Genomic DNA, 16146 nt, shown 5'->3' on the forward strand with positions numbered 1-16146 from the left:
TCTAAATAGTATGAGTCTAATTGAGTGGATGACTGAAGGGTACTTTAGACTATTAAAATGTTAAAAACTAGCATAATTTTCTATTTTTCTTATCGTAGATATGGTATAATATTCATTTTTCATAATTTCTCTATACGAAAGATCATTGGTTTTATATAATAGAGTGAAAAGAAAAATAGAAAGTAAGTGAGGTAAGATGAAAGAATTAGCTAATAAAAAGGATTTTATCGAAACCGTTCAGATGAAAGGGTTAACCATATCTCTCCTTGCTTCAGCTGATTCTACTGAAATTATCCATCATAAGCTTGAACCAAACTCTAGATGGGGATTAGAACCTGAAGAGGGCTGGATAGCTCTTGAATATATATTTATTTTATCTGGTGAGTTAAAACTATTAACAAACAATGGCTTTACGATATATAAGGCAGGAGATTCTTTTTACAGAAGTCCTGTGAACGAACATTATCTGTTTCAATCAGTTGGTATAGCAGAGTTTTTGTATGTTACATCACAACCAGTGTTTCATCGCTATAGTCAAGTTTCAAAGGATTTGGTAAAACTAGCTATCTCTATTGAACAAAAGGATGGCTATACAAGTGATCATTGTGGTAGAATTAGTAAACTATCAATGCTAGTAGGGGAGCAGTTAGCGTTAAACTCACAACAATTACTTCGATTAAATATGGCCTCTTTTTTTCATGATATTGGCAAGGTGAAAATACCATTAAATATTTTACTAAAGCCAGGGGAGCTTACAGAAGAAGAGTGGATGATCATGAAAAGTCACTCAACCTATGGTAGACAGTTACTAGAAGAAACGAAACTCCCTTTGCTGAAAAATGTTGGTGAAATTGTTGAGCAGCATCATGAACGTTATGATGGAAAAGGTTATCCTTATGGATTAACAAGTGAAGATATTAAAATTGAGGCTTCGATTATTTCAGTAGTTGATTCATTCGATGCGATGACAACAGACAGGCCATATCATAAAGCAAAGTCAAGAGAAGAGGCAATATCAGAAATTATTCGTTGTCGAGGTACAATGTATGCACCAGAAGTAGTTGATGCGTTTATTTCTATACAATCCCATATGAATTAGGAGTGATTTTATGAAAAAGTTAGGATTAATAGTTGCTGCATTATTTTTTGTTATTTTAATAACTGTAACACCAGCAAAAGCTGCTTATCTTCCGGAATATGATAAGTATGTTGAGGTAAGTTATGAGGATGCTAGATATATAGCAGACTTAGTAGGGTTAAAAGGCATTCCACTTGGTGAAGAAACAGCAAGACTGAGTTTTGAATTTCAAGAAACACTTATTGCAAAAATTGAAAAACGATTAAACACGGAAATTGATCACTATTATATTTGGTTAACAGTAGACGGTCAACCTGTATTAGGCATAGATCCTCCGGTACCAATGTTTTAATAAAATCTCTCTTTATCAAGATTTATAGTTGATAAAGAGAGATTTTTTTCTATTTAGATTGTAATAATAATTTTCTTTTTTACATCTGTACAAGTATTAGTTGTAGCATTCATCTAGTTTGAACAGAATTAAATTTTTAAAAATGAGGATTCATTATAACTACATTTCTTGATCTAATCCCGTTAATTTAATTAATAGATCATCATCATTAGAAGGGTTTCCACGACCGTCTCGATTACTTGTTATTGAATATAAAATATCATCTTTAATTAAGATGTCACGCATTCTGCCACTATTTGAATGAACAACGTCAACGTCTTTTGTTGTTAAATCAAAGCTTTGTATTTTTTCGCCTCTTAATGTTGCTATGTACAGTTTACCGTTAGAATAATCAATGCCAGAAGGTGCCCATGTGTCTTCACCCGTGTGATAAAGAGGTGACTCCATATTTTGAGCTTTTTCATCACCTTGAATGACAGGCCAACCGTAGTTTGATCCAGGCTTTATTAAGTTGATTTCGTCATGCGCGCTCTGCCCATGTTCTGTGCTATATAAAGTACCTTTTTCATCCCATACTAAGCCTTGTGGATTGCGATGTCCATAAGAATAAACGTAAGAGTTAGAAAATGGATTATCCTCTGGGATATGACCATCTAATGTCATACGTAATATTTTCCCGGCTAAACTGTTTTTGTCTTGAGATAAACTAGTATTACCTGAGTCACCTGTAGTTGCATATAACATGTTATCAGGTCCTATTTTGAGTCTCCCACCATTATGAATGACTCCACCTGGTATATCTTCTAATATAACTTTCTTTTCAACCCAAGTCTGATTTTGTTTCTTTAAAAGGACAACTCGATTTTTAAGTAGGTTATTTTCCTTATAGGTATGGTAAGCATATGCTTGCTTTGTTGTCTTGAAGTCAGGAGCTAGGATAAATCCAAGTAAACCTCCTTCACCCTCGTGTTGAACCTTTTTTGTAACAGCTACTTCTTGTGAAGTCTTATTATCAGACTCGATTTCTATTATTTTCCCACTACGTTGTGTAAGATAGAACCTTTCATCTTGTTTAGCAATTGTCCATGGAATATCCAGGTTCTTTGCTAAGATTTCTATTTCTGAGCCTGAAGCTGTGACATCTTCTTGGCTGTCAGTAGAATCTCCTAAAGAACAGCCCGATAAAAGACCTAATAAGACGATATATTTAATGATTTTCAATTAAATCACTCCATCTACCAAAATGTTTGTCTAATTCATCATAACAAGATTTAAGGAAGTAATCAAAAGTACTAATCACAAGGATATTCACTATAAGAGAAAGATAGAAATATGATGATTTTGTTACAATTAAATGTTTCATTTGTAATTTTGCAGAAAATCTGCTTTAATTAGATGTTGCATTTTAATAAAAATGTAAGATAAAAACGCAAGGAACCATCTCTGTATGTATATCTTGCAAATATAATATAGAAGGTGAAATAAATGTCGAAAGAATATCGAGTTTTATTATATTATCATTATGTTACCATTGATCAACCTGAAGAGTTCACCCAGCAACATCTAGAATTTTGTAAAAGCCTAGGGTTAAAGGGGAGAATTTTGATTGCCCATGAAGGGATAAATGGAACAATCTCTGGTACTGTTGAACAAACTGAACAGTATATGGCTGCGATGAAAAAAGATGAGCGCTTTGCAGACATGGTCTACAAAATTGACGAAGAAGAAGGACATGCTTTCAAAAAAATGAAGGTTCGTTATCGTCCTGAGCTTGTGACTCTTCGTTTAGAAGAAGATGTTAATCCTTTGGAGTTAACAGGCAAATATTATAGCCCTCAGCAATTTCTTGAAGCAATGAAAGATGAAGATACAGTTGTGATTGATGCAAGAAATGACTATGAGTATGCAGTTGGTCACTTCCGAAATGCGATCCTACCTGATATTAATACATTTAAAGATTTACCAAATTGGATACGTGAAAATAAAGAGCAATTTGAAGGCAAAAAGATCTTAACGTATTGTACTGGTGGAATACGATGTGAAAAGTTTTCTGGCTGGTTACGTAAAGAAGGATTTGAAGATGTTGCTCAGTTACACGGTGGGATTGTTACTTATGGGAAGGATCCTGAAGTTCAAGGGAAAGATTGGGAAGGTCAGTGCTATGTATTTGATGAGCGCCTTACTGTACCTGTCAACCAAGTAGAACCAACCGTTGTAGGAAAAGATTACTATACTGGTGAACCTTGCGAACGTTTTATTAATTGTGGAAATCCTGAATGTAATAAAAAAATTCTTTGTTCAGAGGAAAATGAGCATAAATTTCTAAGAGCTTGCAGTCATGAATGTCGAGTTCATGAAAGAAATCGTTATGTTACAGAACATGAACTAACAGAAGAGCAAGTAAAAGAGAAATTAGCAGCATTAGTATAATAAGATCGAAAAAAAAACCATCTAACAAATTAAAGTTAGATGGTTTATTTTTTTCATGTATTTTCAAACCCTCATTCTATGAAAATCCATAAATTTCCTAAACTATCATTCTTTTTCAAATAAACGTAAGATTCCGAATAATTCTCAGCTTATTGACCTTTATAAGCTAGGTGTTATAAGTTAATAGGAGACATTGTAAACTGGGGGGAAGATATGTCTACCATAAAAAAATTACTTTTTGTATTACTCGGATTGGTTATTACATCTTTAGGCATCAAAATTCTCTCAAACAGTTTATTAACTTTTGGAGGAACAGCTGGAATTGCAACCATTCTAACATATGTCACGAACATTTCTTGGGGTGTTTTATTCTTTATTGTAAACCTGCCTTTTTTCTTTATTTCCATTCAAGAGCTTGGAAAATGGTTTACAATTTCGAGTCTGTTATCTATTACAGGCATTTCATTTATTCGAGAAGGACTAGATTTGTGGATTCCTGCATTTGATATTAATATCATATTGGCAACAGTAATTGCTGGTCTACTCATTGGATTTGGTGTTACATTTGTGCTAAACAATGGTTCATCATTAGGCGGTATTCATATTTTAGGTTTATATATAGATAAGAAATTTGGACTAAATAGAGGTATTGTTCTTTTTGTTTGTGATTCTCTTATTATACTGTTTGCAGTTGCAATAGTCGGTTGGTATAAAGGATTATTATCGATTTTTTGTATCTTTATTGCAAGTACTATTATTGGTCGATATAAGAAATCACCTATTAAAGAAATGGAACGAGACCAAGAGGAACATTATGTTAGACAAAATGTACATTAAATCCTTTTTTTAAGATTGTTGTTTTTTGAACTACTATTCATGACGTAACGATACGCTGTATACTCACTTGTTTCGTCCGAGTTTTCAAGCAATAATGTTTCGAAAAACAGACCACTTAATGGTTTACTACTCAAGATTGGAAACAATTTTAGGGTAGTTTTTTTTTCGTTTCTTCTCTAAAGTATAGAGTAAGGGAGAGGAATAAAATGAAGAAATACAGACCTGTTCATGAAATTTTAGCTAGTAAAGATGTTATATTAGCAAAAAGCTTCTTAAAGGAATTATGGTATGCAATTGAAGAGGAATATTTTTCTTTGTCTACAAATTATAAAGTATATAAACAACAGTTAATGCATTTACGTGCAAGTGCACCTGTTAATTGGAGTTTAAATTGGAATGGAAGCCAATTCTATTTATCTACTATTATTGAAAATCACAGTGTATTGCATGTGTCTATTAAATCGAATGGTCATGTTGAATATCATTTTAATTGAGTCATGGCTCTACTTTAAGTGACCATGTTTTTTGTGGTAATCATATGAAGTTGATTGGAGCGAAAGGTGCGGACTTCTGCAGTTGGTCAATTCACTAATTTGCCCTTCAGAAAGAGAGCATACTGTAGCGAAAATCAACTTTAACAGTACATGTTTCTCATAATGAAGTTTTGAAAATTATTTATAGAATTGTGAATGTGAATTATTTTTCCCTTCTCATTTTCACTACATTAATGATCACATTACTATTTCTACCTCGTTAAGAAATCCATTTTGAAGCAACAATAGATCAAGTAGTCATCACTCCTAATTCTTTGTCAATCATTGTTTAAACACTTCAATAATTCTCAATTCAACATAAATGAACCTCTGATTGTCTTAACAAGTTTATATTCCTGTAATTTAGCCAAATCACTTTTTTAACTTCTTTAAAAACCGTGTTTAAGCACCTCCATTTTATATAATGAATTTAAAGGTAACTCTTTGAATAGTTATCTTTTCTCAAAACGTGAAAGTGTTTATTTACAATGAGTAAAAATATTCGTTTTTATTGTTTATATAAAATGAATATTTCTGATGAGTTGGTGGGAATTTAAATTTGGCTTTACAAAAAGTGCAAAAAGGAGGGAAACCTATGCAGGTTCAACTGGGTGCTCATGAATTAATTGAAATCAATGAAGTCTTAAGCTGTATGGTCAATTCGATTAATCAATTTCAAATTTATAAGCCTTACTGTCAAGATCAAGAACTAAAAAATATTTTGGAAAATCAATTGTCATTTATGACGAATGAGTATAATTCAATCGTCATTACGTTACAACAGAAAACAACGAGAAACCAGTTACCTAATGTGGATCAGAAAATGGATGTTACACCGATCTACGGAATTAATAAAAACTCAGTACCAGAGGCACCAAATGCTTCAATAAACCAGTTAAATGATCGTGATATCTCATCAACTATGAATGGTAGTCACAAAGCATTAGCTGTTCTAAAGATGCAAGCTGCACTTGAGTGTACTGATTCACAAATTCGCGAAATGATGATTCAAAGTTCAAAAAATTGTGCTGATCAAGCTTTTGAAACATGGACTTATATGAATAAAAAAGGCTATTATCAAGTACCAGTTTTTGACCAAGCAACATCTAAAACCATGATTAATGGTTTTCAACAAAGTAGTTTCTAACATAATCAATAAGGCATCTTTTTGTAGTTTTGCTGCTACTACTATTCATAATAGGTCAAGTAACACATTGCTATCAAGGAGTCTCAATTAAAGTAGTATATATCATAACCAATAAAAATAACTTTTAATCATGGAGGGAATATCTTATGCATACACCACAACATGCAATGCAGCAAATTAATGAATGTCGCCAAACAGCGCAACAACTTATCCAACAAACACAGCAAGGAAGTCAACAATATAAACAAATGCTTCAGCAAGAGCAACAAAATGCTCAAATGCTTCAACAATTATTACAAAGAGAACAACAAGCTGTACAAATGATTCAACAAAGCTTACAAGGGCATAACCAGGCAATTCAACAATGTCAGAATATCATAAATGTATGTAATCAAATGCAACAGGAGTTATCACAAGGATCTACCAATTTTTCAAATTTCCAACAACAAGATCAATCACATTTTATAAATAATCAAGCTCAATCACATCAAATCCCAAGCTATAGAAACTATCAACAAAACACTCAATATACTCAGTCATAATAAAAAGGGTTAACGAATGAAAAAATTCGTTAACCCTTTTTCAAGACTCCTCTTCGATAGCTATATATAAGTCTGATAAAAACATTTATTATATAGATATCATATTAAACAGCTAGATCTTCTTTTAGAACAAAACCTTAAAAAGAACATTGGTTGACAGAAATCATCCTATTCTCTATAATTTATCTTGAATTCAAGATTATTGCAATTGAGATATTTAAGTCCTTATAAAGGAGTGTTTTTTATGAATTTAAAATCATTAAAAGGTATACACCATGTATCTGCTATTACAGCTAATGCAAAAGATAATTATGATTTTTACACAAAGGTGTTGGGATTAAGGTTAGTTAAGAAGACAGTTAATCAAGATGATACATCAGTTTATCATTTATTTTATGCAGATGAACGGGGTAATCCTGGAACAGATTTGACATTTTTTGAAATCCCTCGTGCGGGCAGAACCTATGTTGGTACAAATAGTATTACATCAACTTCTCTAAGGGTGAAAACTGATCGCGCACTTCAATATTGGAAAGAAAGATTTGCGGAATTGAATATCGATCATGAAGAAATTAAAAGTGATAGTGGTCGTGGAACCCTTTCCTTTAGAGATCATGAAGGACAACGTATGGTTATTGTGTCAGATGAGAAAAATGTTGGAGTCGCAGGAGGGACACCATGGGTTAAGAGTCCTGTTCCCCAAGAATATGGAATTGTAGGACTAGGACCTGTTCAATTAACAGTTTCTCGTCCTGAACGAACGATTCATGTTTTAACAAATGTAATGGGTTTTCGTGAAATAGAAAGCTATAAAGAAGTAGAAGGTCAAAGGCTTGTAAGGGTATTTGAAACAGGTGAAGGTGGAACGGGTGCAGAAATACACCTTATTGAAGAAAATGAGTTGGAACGTGAAAGACCTGGTAGAGGTAGTGTTCATCATGTAGCATTTCGAGTAGAAAATGTAGATGAACTAAATATGTGGGTAGAGAAACTAAATGAAAATCATTTACCAAACTCAGGGTTTGTTGAGCGTTATTATTTCCGCTCCCTTTATTTTAGAGAACCAAATGGTATATTATTTGAGCTAGCAACAGACGGGCCAGGCTTTGAAGGTGACGAGGATTTTGAACACCTTGGTGAAAAGTTAGCTTTACCACCATATTTTGAGAGTAAAAGAGAAGAAATTGAAGCAAAGCTAAAGCCATTAGAAACAAAAAATTAGGAGGTAGTTTTATGGAACATATATTTAAGGAAGGCAATGATAAGCAATCACCAACTTTATTATTATTGCATGGCACAGGTGGAAATGAACGTGATTTGTTACCCATTGCAGAAATGATTTCACCTAATTCGTCTGTACTTAGTGTAAGAGGAAACATATTAGAAAATGGGATGCCTCGCTTTTTTCGTCGATTAGCTGAAGGTGTTTTTGATGAAGAAGATCTAATTTTTAGAACGAAGGAATTGCATGATTTTATAGAAGAATGCTCTAACCAATATCAATTTGACAGAAATAATGTTCTAGCTATTGGATATTCAAATGGTGCTAATATTGCTGCCAGCATGATGTACCACTATCAAAATGCTTTAGCAGGTACTATTTTATTACATCCAATGGTTCCAATTAGAGAAGTTGAGCTTCCTAATTTAGCTAATACACCTATTTTTATTGGAGCAGGATTGAATGATCCAATCATTCCAAAAGCAGAAACAAAAGAATTAATAGATACATTACGTGCAGCGGACGGAACTGTTACAGAATATTGGGGAGAAGCTGGGCATCAATTAACTCGAGAAGAAATTGAACAAGCAAAACAATGGTACGATGGTAACTTTTGACGCTAAATAAAGGTCGCTTTTTTTGAGCGACCTTTTTTAGGTTCAGGTTCTATAAGGAAGATTTGCGTGTTATTTTACTCTGAGAAAATTATAAACTATTTAACCTTTCTAAACACTCTGCAGAATCGTTGTGTGGAGAATTAACGATATTTGATACAGGATACTTTTCCATTTCCTCCTCATTATAAGGAATAAGCAGTGATTTTAACTGTTTCATATCTCCAAAGTCTCTATCTAACCATTTGTTGTGAGCATCTGCTGGTAAGATAACGGGCATTCGGTCATGAACATCCTCTGTCAGTGTATTAGCTTTCGTTGTAATAATTGTACATGTGAACAAAGGGGTATCACCCTTATCCCATCTCTCCCACAGTCCAGCAAAAGCAAACGGAAGATTATTTTTCATTTTAAATCGGTATGGTTGCTTTTCTGTTCCATTTTTCTTCCATTCGTAAAAACCATCACTTAATATTAAACAGCGTTTTCTTAGAAATGGGTTTTTAAAACTAACTTTTTCATCGATCGTCTCAGATCTAGCATTTATCATTTTATAGGAGATTTTTGTGTCTTTAGACCAAGGTGGAACAAGTCCCCATCTCATCTTGGTTCCAACCCGCTCCTTGCCATTTGATCCAATAACAAGCACATTTTGTGAAGGAGCAATGTTATACCTATTAAGAATTTCATCATTTAAAATAAAATTAAATTGATTTTGTAAAATCTCTTGATCTGTTGCTAGTGAAAATCGGCCACACACTTTAACGACCTCCATTCTATGCTATACATAGTTATTATTTTACAAGAAAATAATGATAAATAGAATTTTTATAAATTTGAGATTTAACCATAACGAACTGCGACCTCCTTACATATAGTAATACATAAAAATATGGAGGTGATATCATGGGTGCTGTTGCAGGTGGCGGTTACGGTTATGGAGCAGGTTTTGCTTTAATCGTTGTATTATTCATCTTGTTAATCATCATTGGTGCTTCATATGTTGGATACTAATTAACATCCAATATACCGCTAAGCCTATTATCAAATTTGATAATAGGCTTTTTAGTAGGTAAGCTTTTATGTCGCTTAAGTGGATTGGTGCAAACCTTAGCTCTTTAGATTAAGCAATTAGGAATAACAGATGCTTTATGAGATAAGGAGCAGAATGAGCTTTTCTTAGTATCATCTGTTTATGAGCAAAATACTTTTCATAAATAATAAAATGATGCAAGATAATAAGAAAGAATGGAAGGAGAGTGCTAAATAGATGAATGGTTTACATAGTACAACAACATTACATAATGGTGTGAAAATGCCATGGTTTGGTTTAGGAGTTTTTCAGGTTGAGGATGGTGAAGTAGTTGTAAATTCTATTACTGCTGCTATTGAAGAAGGATATAGAAGTATCGATACTGCTGCGATTTACGGAAACGAAGAGGGTGTTGGAAGTGCTATTGCAAAAAGCAGTGTTCCAAGAGAAGAGCTGTTTATAACAACAAAGGTTTGGAATGGTAACCAAGGCTTTGAACAGACTCTTGCAGCATTTGATGAAAGTATGGAGAAACTTGGTTTGGACTATCTTGATCTTTACCTCATACATTGGCCAGTACCAGAGCATGGGAAATATATTGAGACGTGGAAAGCATTAGAAAAGCTTTACAAAGATGGTCGAGTTCGTGCGATTGGTGTAAGTAATTTCAAGGAACATCACCTTCAAGATCTTTTCAATTCATGTGAAATTAAACCAATGGTTAATCAAGTTGAGTATCATCCGCGTTTAACTCAAACAGCTCTTCATGAGTTTTGTAAACAAAATGGAATACAGCTTGAAGCATGGTCTCCATTAATGCAAGGTGGTTTACTTGATGAACCTTTACTAGTAGATATTGCAAATAAATACAACAAGTCAACTGCACAAGTTATTCTAAGATGGGATTTACAAAACGGAGTTGTAACAATTCCGAAATCAGTAAAAGCACACCGAATTAAAGAAAACGCAAACATATTTGATTTTGAATTAACTCAAGAAGATATGGAGAAAATAAGTTCTCTTAATCAAGATAAGCGTATTGGACCAGATCCAGATGAATTTAACCGCGTTTAATCTAGGCGTTTAAAATATTAGCATTAAAATAATAGTTGTATGAAGTAACAATTAATAAACAGCCAGCTGATCCTAGAGATCAGCTATTTTTTCGTCTTCTTAGTTCATAACTAAATGAAGTTTAAGCTGTATAGTAAAGAAGTTGTTCGAAAAGATTATAAGAGATCCATAAATGAAAGGAGCTCTTCTTTAATGCAAAAATATGTTTTTTTCTTAACATTTTTCATCTTGTTTTTAACTCCTCAATTCGATAGCACCACTGAAGCAGCAGTTCCCCAGCAAAATTATAATAATAAATTAACAGAATACTTAAGAACAAATCCTAAATTAAAAGGATCGATTTCTGCAGTAAGTATTCGATCAGCTTCCACTGGTCAATTATTGTATTCTTACAATGGAGAAACAAGGTTAACGCCAGCATCTAATATGAAGCTATTTACAGCAGCAGCAGCATTAGAGCTTTTAGGCCCTCAGTATCGTTTTGATACGGAAATATGGACAGATGGTGCTGTGAAATGGAATGGATTAGTAGGAAATCTTTACTTAAAGGGAAAGGGTGATCCAACTCTTTTATCTAAAGATTTTGATCAGCTAGCTAAGAGATTAAAAAGTAAAGGTATTCATTATGTTTGCGGTGATTTAGTTGGTGATGATACTTGGTATGATGATGTTCGTTACTCAATTGATTTACCATGGAGTGATGAAGCAGAATATTATGGGGCACAAATTTCAGCTTTAACAGTAGCGCCAGATGAAGATTATGATGCTGGAACAATAAGAATTGACATTACACCTGCTAAGAAAGAAAATGAACCACCTATCATTAAGGTGCTTCCTAAATTAGACTTATTTAAGGTACATAATTTAGCTACGACTGTTTCAAATTCAGAAAAAAACTCATTAAAGATTTCTCGTGAACATGGGACAAATGAGTTAATAGTAGAGGGAGAAATTTCAATTGAAACAGAAACTTTAAAAGAGTGGGTGTCAGTTTGGGATACCTCAAATTATGCTCTTTCCTTGTTTGAGAAATCCTTAAAAGATAATGGAATAAAACTTATCGGAAAAACTGGGATAGGAAGTGTTCCAATAAAGTCTGAATTGTTAACAAAGCATTCGTCAATTAAACTTTCAGAACTTATGGTTCCTTTTATGAAGTTAAGTAACAACACACATGCTGAAGTGCTAATAAAGGAAATGGGGAAAGTAAAAGGAAATGAGGGTAGTTGGAGTGCAGGAATACAAGCTGATATTGAAGTGCTAGAAAAGCTTGGAGTTCCTGTTCAGAAAATGGTTATAAGAGATGGCTCAGGAGTTTCTCATATGAATTTAGTTGAAGCAGATATCATCACTAAACTTTTATATAATATACAAGCTGCTAAATGGTTTGGTGATTTTTATCATTCTTTACCTGTTTCAGGAGTGAATGATAAATTGGTAGGTGGCACACTTGCAAAACGGTTTACAAACGGGGTTTTAAAAGGGAACATAAACGCTAAAACAGGCTCGTTAACAAATGTGAGTTCTTTGTCAGGATATACTAAGGATAAATATGGAGATAACATTATTTTTTCAATTTTACTTAATCATTTGAAAGAAAATCAAAATGGAAAACAAATTGAAGTAGATATTCTTAAATTAGTAACTAACGATGAATTATAAAGTCTGTTTTCGAACTTATTGCTTAAGATAATAAGGAAATAACACTGTATTAAGTCTTAGTAGAACATTTTCTTCTTAGGAAGTCCCTTTGTTAGGATACAAACATTTTATTAACAGGAAAATAGGTTAATTAACAACAATCCCTTCAGAAAAGAGCACATATAAAAGCAAACATTTTGAAATCAAACTTTTTTTTTGAAATAATGAAATAGTAAAGAAGTGAAGAGAGGGGAGATTTTGTTTATGAAGATATTAGTTGTTGGTGCAAATGGTCAGATAGGGAAGCATCTTGTTGAATTAATTCAGAATTCAGAAGAACTCTCCGTGCGTGCTATGGTAAGAAAACAAGAACAAGCAGATGGGTTGATAAGAAAAGACATTGAAGCAGTTGTAGGTGATTTAGAAGGATCTGTTGAAGAACTACAGAAGTTGGTTGAAGGAACGGATGCAATTGTTTTCACTGCTGGCTCTGGAGGAAGTACTGGTTCAGATAAAACATTGTTGATTGACTTAGATGGTGCGGTAAAAGTAATGGAAGCAGCAGAAAAAGCTGGAGTTAAAAGATTTGTGATGGTAAGTGCTCATCAAGCTAATAATCGAGAAAACTGGCATACTAGTCTTAAACCATATTATGCAGCTAAACATTATGCAGATAGAATGCTTATGCATTCTAATTTAGATTACACCATCATTCGTCCTGGTGGTCTTTTAAATGAAGATAGTATTAATAAAATTCAAGCCGGAGAAAAGCTTGAAAGAGGAGCAATTCCTAGAGCGGATGTAGCAAAAACAATTTTAGCTGTAATTAAGAATAATCAAACGATTCATAAATCATTTGATCTTATCTCTGGAGAAACACCAATTGAAGAAGCAATAGATAAAATATAATCCGGAAAATAGAGGATGGTTCAAAGGCTGGGGTCAGACCCCTTTTGGATCATCCTCTTTCTAAAAAAATAAGAAGGAGAGGGTGTTTATGTTCAAAAAAGAGCTATATGTTTTTGGTCAAAACAATCCAGTTAAAGCAACCATTCGTAATTATAATAAGGAAGATTTTGATCAATTAATACATATTCAACAAAAATGTTTTCCACCACCTTTTCCAGCAGAATTATTGTGGAATAAGGAGCAATTAAATAATCACATAACATTATTTCCTGAAGGAGCTTTATGTGTCGAAATTAAAGGACAATTAGTGGGTTCCATGACAAGTTTAATGATTAAGTATAACGAGCAACATAAACAGCATAAATGGGAGGATATTACGGATAATGGCTATATCAGAAATCATAATCCGTTAGGGAATAGCCTCTATATAGTCGACATAAGTGTAAATCCTGAGTTTCGTCAATTAGGTTTAGGAAAATGGCTTATGTTTTCAATGTATAATATTGTTGTTGAAAAAAAGCTAGAGAGGTTATTAGGTGGTGGAAGGATGCCTGGCTATAAAGCAAAGGCTGATGAAATGACTGCGGAAGAATATATACAGCATGTTGTAAAAGGAAAAATAAAAGATCCTGTCATCACATTTTTGCTTCGCTGTGGAAGAGTACCATTACATGTTATCCCTAACTATTTAGAAGATGAAGATTCTTTGAATTATGGAACCTTAATGGAATGGAAGAATCCATTTATAAATAGCTAATAAATTTCTAAATGAAACCATTCAACATAACCATTGTTGGACAAACAAACTAATAAATGATTTTTCCTAATAAAAAAAGGGTATGTTAATAATGTATAAACATGTATCGGAAAACTTGTAAGGGGGATTTACAATGAAATTAACACCAGAACAACGCATACAGCTCCATGAATTTAATAACTTAACAAAATCACTTAGCTTTAATATGTATGATATTTGCTATACAAAAACAAAAGAAGAACGAGAAGCTTATATAGAGTATATTGACGAGCAATATAATGCAGATCGATTAACTAAGATATTAGAATCAGTTACTGACATTATTGGGGCACATGTACTGAATATTGCAAAGCAGGATTATGTTCCTCAAGGAGCTAGTGTTACGATTTTAGTATCTGAGGGACCAGTAGTTGAAGTACCAAATGAATCGTATGATGAATCACCAGGACCACTACCATCTGCAGTTGTGATGGGACTAGATAAAAGTCATATAACTGTTCATACATATCCTGAATATCATCCAAATGAAGGGATTAGTACGTTTAGAGCTGACATTGATGTTTCTACATGTGGTGAAATATCTCCATTAAAAGCTTTAAATTATTTAATTCATTCATTTGATACTGATATTATGACAATGGACTATAGAGTTAGAGGGTTTACGAGAGATATTAATGGTCATAAGCTATTTATAGATCATGATATAAGCTCTATACAGAACTATATTCCAGAAGAAGTGAAAAATGAATTTGATATGATTGATGTAAATATTTATCAAGAAAATATTTTTCATACAAAATGTAAGCTTAAAAAATTCGACCTAAATAATTACCTGTTTGGTTATTCAAAGGATAAATTGAGTAAGGAAGAACAGGAACAAATTACTGATAAATTAACAAAAGAAATGAATGAAATCTTTTATGGGAAAAATATAGAGGAAAATAAATAAGGTGGGAGTAAGCTCCCACCAGTTTTCATTTTATGCTTCTTTTGCAGCTTGAAGTTGAAGAGAGATCTTAATTTGATCACCAACTAAAACCCCACCAGCTTCTAATGGAGCATTCCATGTTAAGCCATAATCACTTCTTTTAATTTTACCTTCTACAGAGAAACCAGCTTTTTTATTACCCCATGGATCAATACCAGTTCCTTCAAATGCAACGACAAATGTTTCTGATTTTGTTTCACCATGTAATGATAAATCTCCAGTTACGTTATACTCATTATCATCAGTTTTCTCAATACTAGTTGCTGTGAATGTCATTTTTGGATGATTTTCTACATCAAAAAAGTCTGCAGAACGTAAGTGGTTATCACGGTCTTCATTACGAGTATCAACACTTGATAAATCTACAGAAAAAGAAATGCTTGCAGTAGTTAAATCTGTTGGATTAGCTTCAATATTAGCTTCAAAGCTTTGGAAACCACCTTTAACAGTTGCGAACATCATATGTTTTACAGAAAAATCAACACTACTATGTGTTACATCAAGATTCCATTTTGCATTCGTCATTTAAAATTCCTCCAATATTTTGTTTAATTAATATATCTCGACTTAAAGATTTATAACTTCGAGATAATTATATGTTTTATAATAATAATTGTCAATTAGATTGTTTGGATTATTTAACATGCTTTCATAAACAAGCTAAATTTTTCGGTAGATGCTAAGGCACAATGAAAAATTATCCAAAAGTACATAAGCTGCATTAATCCTTCGCCTAATAGGTAGGTCTTTTTTGTGTTTCGATAGAACTTTTAATTTTATATACTATTTGTAAGAATTAGTGAAATGGAGCGGAAGATAATCGACTCCTTACTGGTCCTGGTAGAATAGAGGGAGTGCTAGAGAAGATCTAACCAGGATATCTGTGGATGCTCTGCTTCCTTCCCGGCGACCCGAGTGTCTAGAGCAATGGAACAAGCTTGTTTGTCTAGCTTTACTTATTAATAGAAACATTAGCTTAGATACTGATC

General features: G+C 33.1%; 18 protein-coding genes. 15 read left to right on the forward strand and 3 right to left on the reverse strand.

Features of this window, described 5'->3' with window-relative positions:
* The first annotated feature begins 196 nt into the window (after positions 1-196).
* Both JOC75_RS00970 and JOC75_RS00975 read left to right on the forward strand, forming a co-directional pair.
* Positions 197-1099 carry an HD-GYP domain-containing protein gene (locus JOC75_RS00970; RefSeq protein WP_239589230.1) on the forward strand — a complete coding sequence of 301 codons (903 nt, stop codon included), beginning with the start codon at positions 197-199 and terminating at the stop codon, positions 1097-1099.
* 10 nt (positions 1100-1109) lie between these two features.
* Entirely contained in the window at positions 1110-1430 is a 321-nt protein-coding gene (locus JOC75_RS00975; protein WP_204952271.1) for an 8-amino-7-oxononanoate synthase, read from the forward strand.
* Positions 1431-1589: 159 nt separating this feature from the next.
* Here the strand turns inward: JOC75_RS00975 and JOC75_RS00980 are convergent, their stop codons facing one another.
* On the reverse strand, positions 1590-2651 hold the full coding sequence (locus JOC75_RS00980; RefSeq protein WP_204952272.1) for a PQQ-dependent sugar dehydrogenase: 1062 nt from the start codon (positions 2649-2651) through the stop codon (positions 1590-1592).
* Between the two features lie 264 nt (positions 2652-2915).
* Here JOC75_RS00980 and trhO point away from each other — a divergent pair, with 264 nt between their 5' ends.
* From trhO to JOC75_RS01015, 7 genes are all read left to right on the forward strand, one after another.
* Positions 2916-3860, forward strand: a complete 945-nt coding sequence (gene trhO / locus JOC75_RS00985) for an oxygen-dependent tRNA uridine(34) hydroxylase TrhO (RefSeq protein ID WP_204952273.1) — start codon at positions 2916-2918, stop codon at positions 3858-3860.
* A gap of 213 nt (positions 3861-4073) precedes the next feature.
* Complete coding sequence (locus tag JOC75_RS00990) at positions 4074-4697, forward strand: YitT family protein (RefSeq protein ID WP_204952274.1); 624 nt, start codon at positions 4074-4076, stop codon at positions 4695-4697.
* Between the two features lie 206 nt (positions 4698-4903).
* Positions 4904-5191: a hypothetical protein gene (locus JOC75_RS00995; RefSeq protein ID WP_204952275.1), complete on the forward strand. Its 288-nt coding sequence runs from the start codon at positions 4904-4906 to the stop codon at positions 5189-5191.
* Between the two features lie 634 nt (positions 5192-5825).
* Positions 5826-6377, forward strand: a complete 552-nt coding sequence (locus tag JOC75_RS01000) for a spore coat protein (protein ID WP_204952276.1) — start codon at positions 5826-5828, stop codon at positions 6375-6377.
* Positions 6378-6523: 146 nt separating this feature from the next.
* Positions 6524-6919, forward strand: coding sequence for a hypothetical protein (locus tag JOC75_RS01005; RefSeq protein ID WP_338036535.1), 396 nt, complete (start codon positions 6524-6526; stop codon positions 6917-6919).
* Positions 6920-7163: 244 nt separating this feature from the next.
* On the forward strand, positions 7164-8141 hold the full coding sequence (locus tag JOC75_RS01010; RefSeq protein ID WP_204952277.1) for a ring-cleaving dioxygenase: 978 nt from the start codon (positions 7164-7166) through the stop codon (positions 8139-8141).
* 11 nt (positions 8142-8152) lie between these two features.
* Entirely contained in the window at positions 8153-8758 is a 606-nt protein-coding gene (locus JOC75_RS01015) for an alpha/beta hydrolase (protein WP_204952278.1), read from the forward strand.
* 88 nt (positions 8759-8846) lie between these two features.
* Here JOC75_RS01015 and JOC75_RS01020 read toward each other — a convergent pair whose 3' ends face one another.
* Entirely contained in the window at positions 8847-9515 is a 669-nt protein-coding gene (locus JOC75_RS01020) for an SOS response-associated peptidase family protein (protein ID WP_204952279.1), read from the reverse strand.
* A 146-nt stretch (positions 9516-9661) separates the two neighbouring features.
* On the opposite strand from JOC75_RS01020, the gene JOC75_RS01025 reads away from it, so the two are divergent.
* The 6 genes from JOC75_RS01025 to speD all read left to right on the forward strand — a co-directional run bounded on the left by JOC75_RS01025 (position 9662) and on the right by speD (position 15118).
* Entirely contained in the window at positions 9662-9769 is a 108-nt protein-coding gene (locus tag JOC75_RS01025) for a YjcZ family sporulation protein (RefSeq protein WP_146945931.1), read from the forward strand.
* A 256-nt stretch (positions 9770-10025) separates the two neighbouring features.
* A complete protein-coding gene (locus tag JOC75_RS01030) occupies positions 10026-10862 on the forward strand; it encodes an aldo/keto reductase (protein ID WP_204952280.1) in 837 nt (278 codons plus the stop codon).
* Positions 10863-11054: 192 nt separating this feature from the next.
* Positions 11055-12524, forward strand: coding sequence for a D-alanyl-D-alanine carboxypeptidase/D-alanyl-D-alanine endopeptidase (dacB, locus tag JOC75_RS01035; protein ID WP_204952281.1), 1470 nt, complete (start codon positions 11055-11057; stop codon positions 12522-12524).
* Positions 12525-12767: 243 nt separating this feature from the next.
* Entirely contained in the window at positions 12768-13412 is a 645-nt protein-coding gene (locus tag JOC75_RS01040; protein WP_204952282.1) for an SDR family oxidoreductase, read from the forward strand.
* A gap of 88 nt (positions 13413-13500) precedes the next feature.
* On the forward strand, positions 13501-14169 hold the full coding sequence (locus JOC75_RS01045) for a GNAT family N-acetyltransferase (protein WP_204952283.1): 669 nt from the start codon (positions 13501-13503) through the stop codon (positions 14167-14169).
* 133 nt (positions 14170-14302) lie between these two features.
* Complete coding sequence (gene speD, locus JOC75_RS01050; RefSeq protein WP_204952284.1) at positions 14303-15118, forward strand: adenosylmethionine decarboxylase; 816 nt, start codon at positions 14303-14305, stop codon at positions 15116-15118.
* Between the two features lie 30 nt (positions 15119-15148).
* On the opposite strand, the gene JOC75_RS01055 is transcribed toward speD, so the two are convergent.
* Positions 15149-15682, reverse strand: coding sequence for a YceI family protein (locus JOC75_RS01055; RefSeq protein ID WP_204952285.1), 534 nt, complete (start codon positions 15680-15682; stop codon positions 15149-15151).
* Positions 15683-16146 lie beyond the last annotated feature (464 nt).

Source organism: Metabacillus crassostreae, assembly GCF_016908395.1.
Taxonomy (GTDB): domain Bacteria; phylum Bacillota; class Bacilli; order Bacillales; family Bacillaceae; genus Metabacillus; species Metabacillus crassostreae.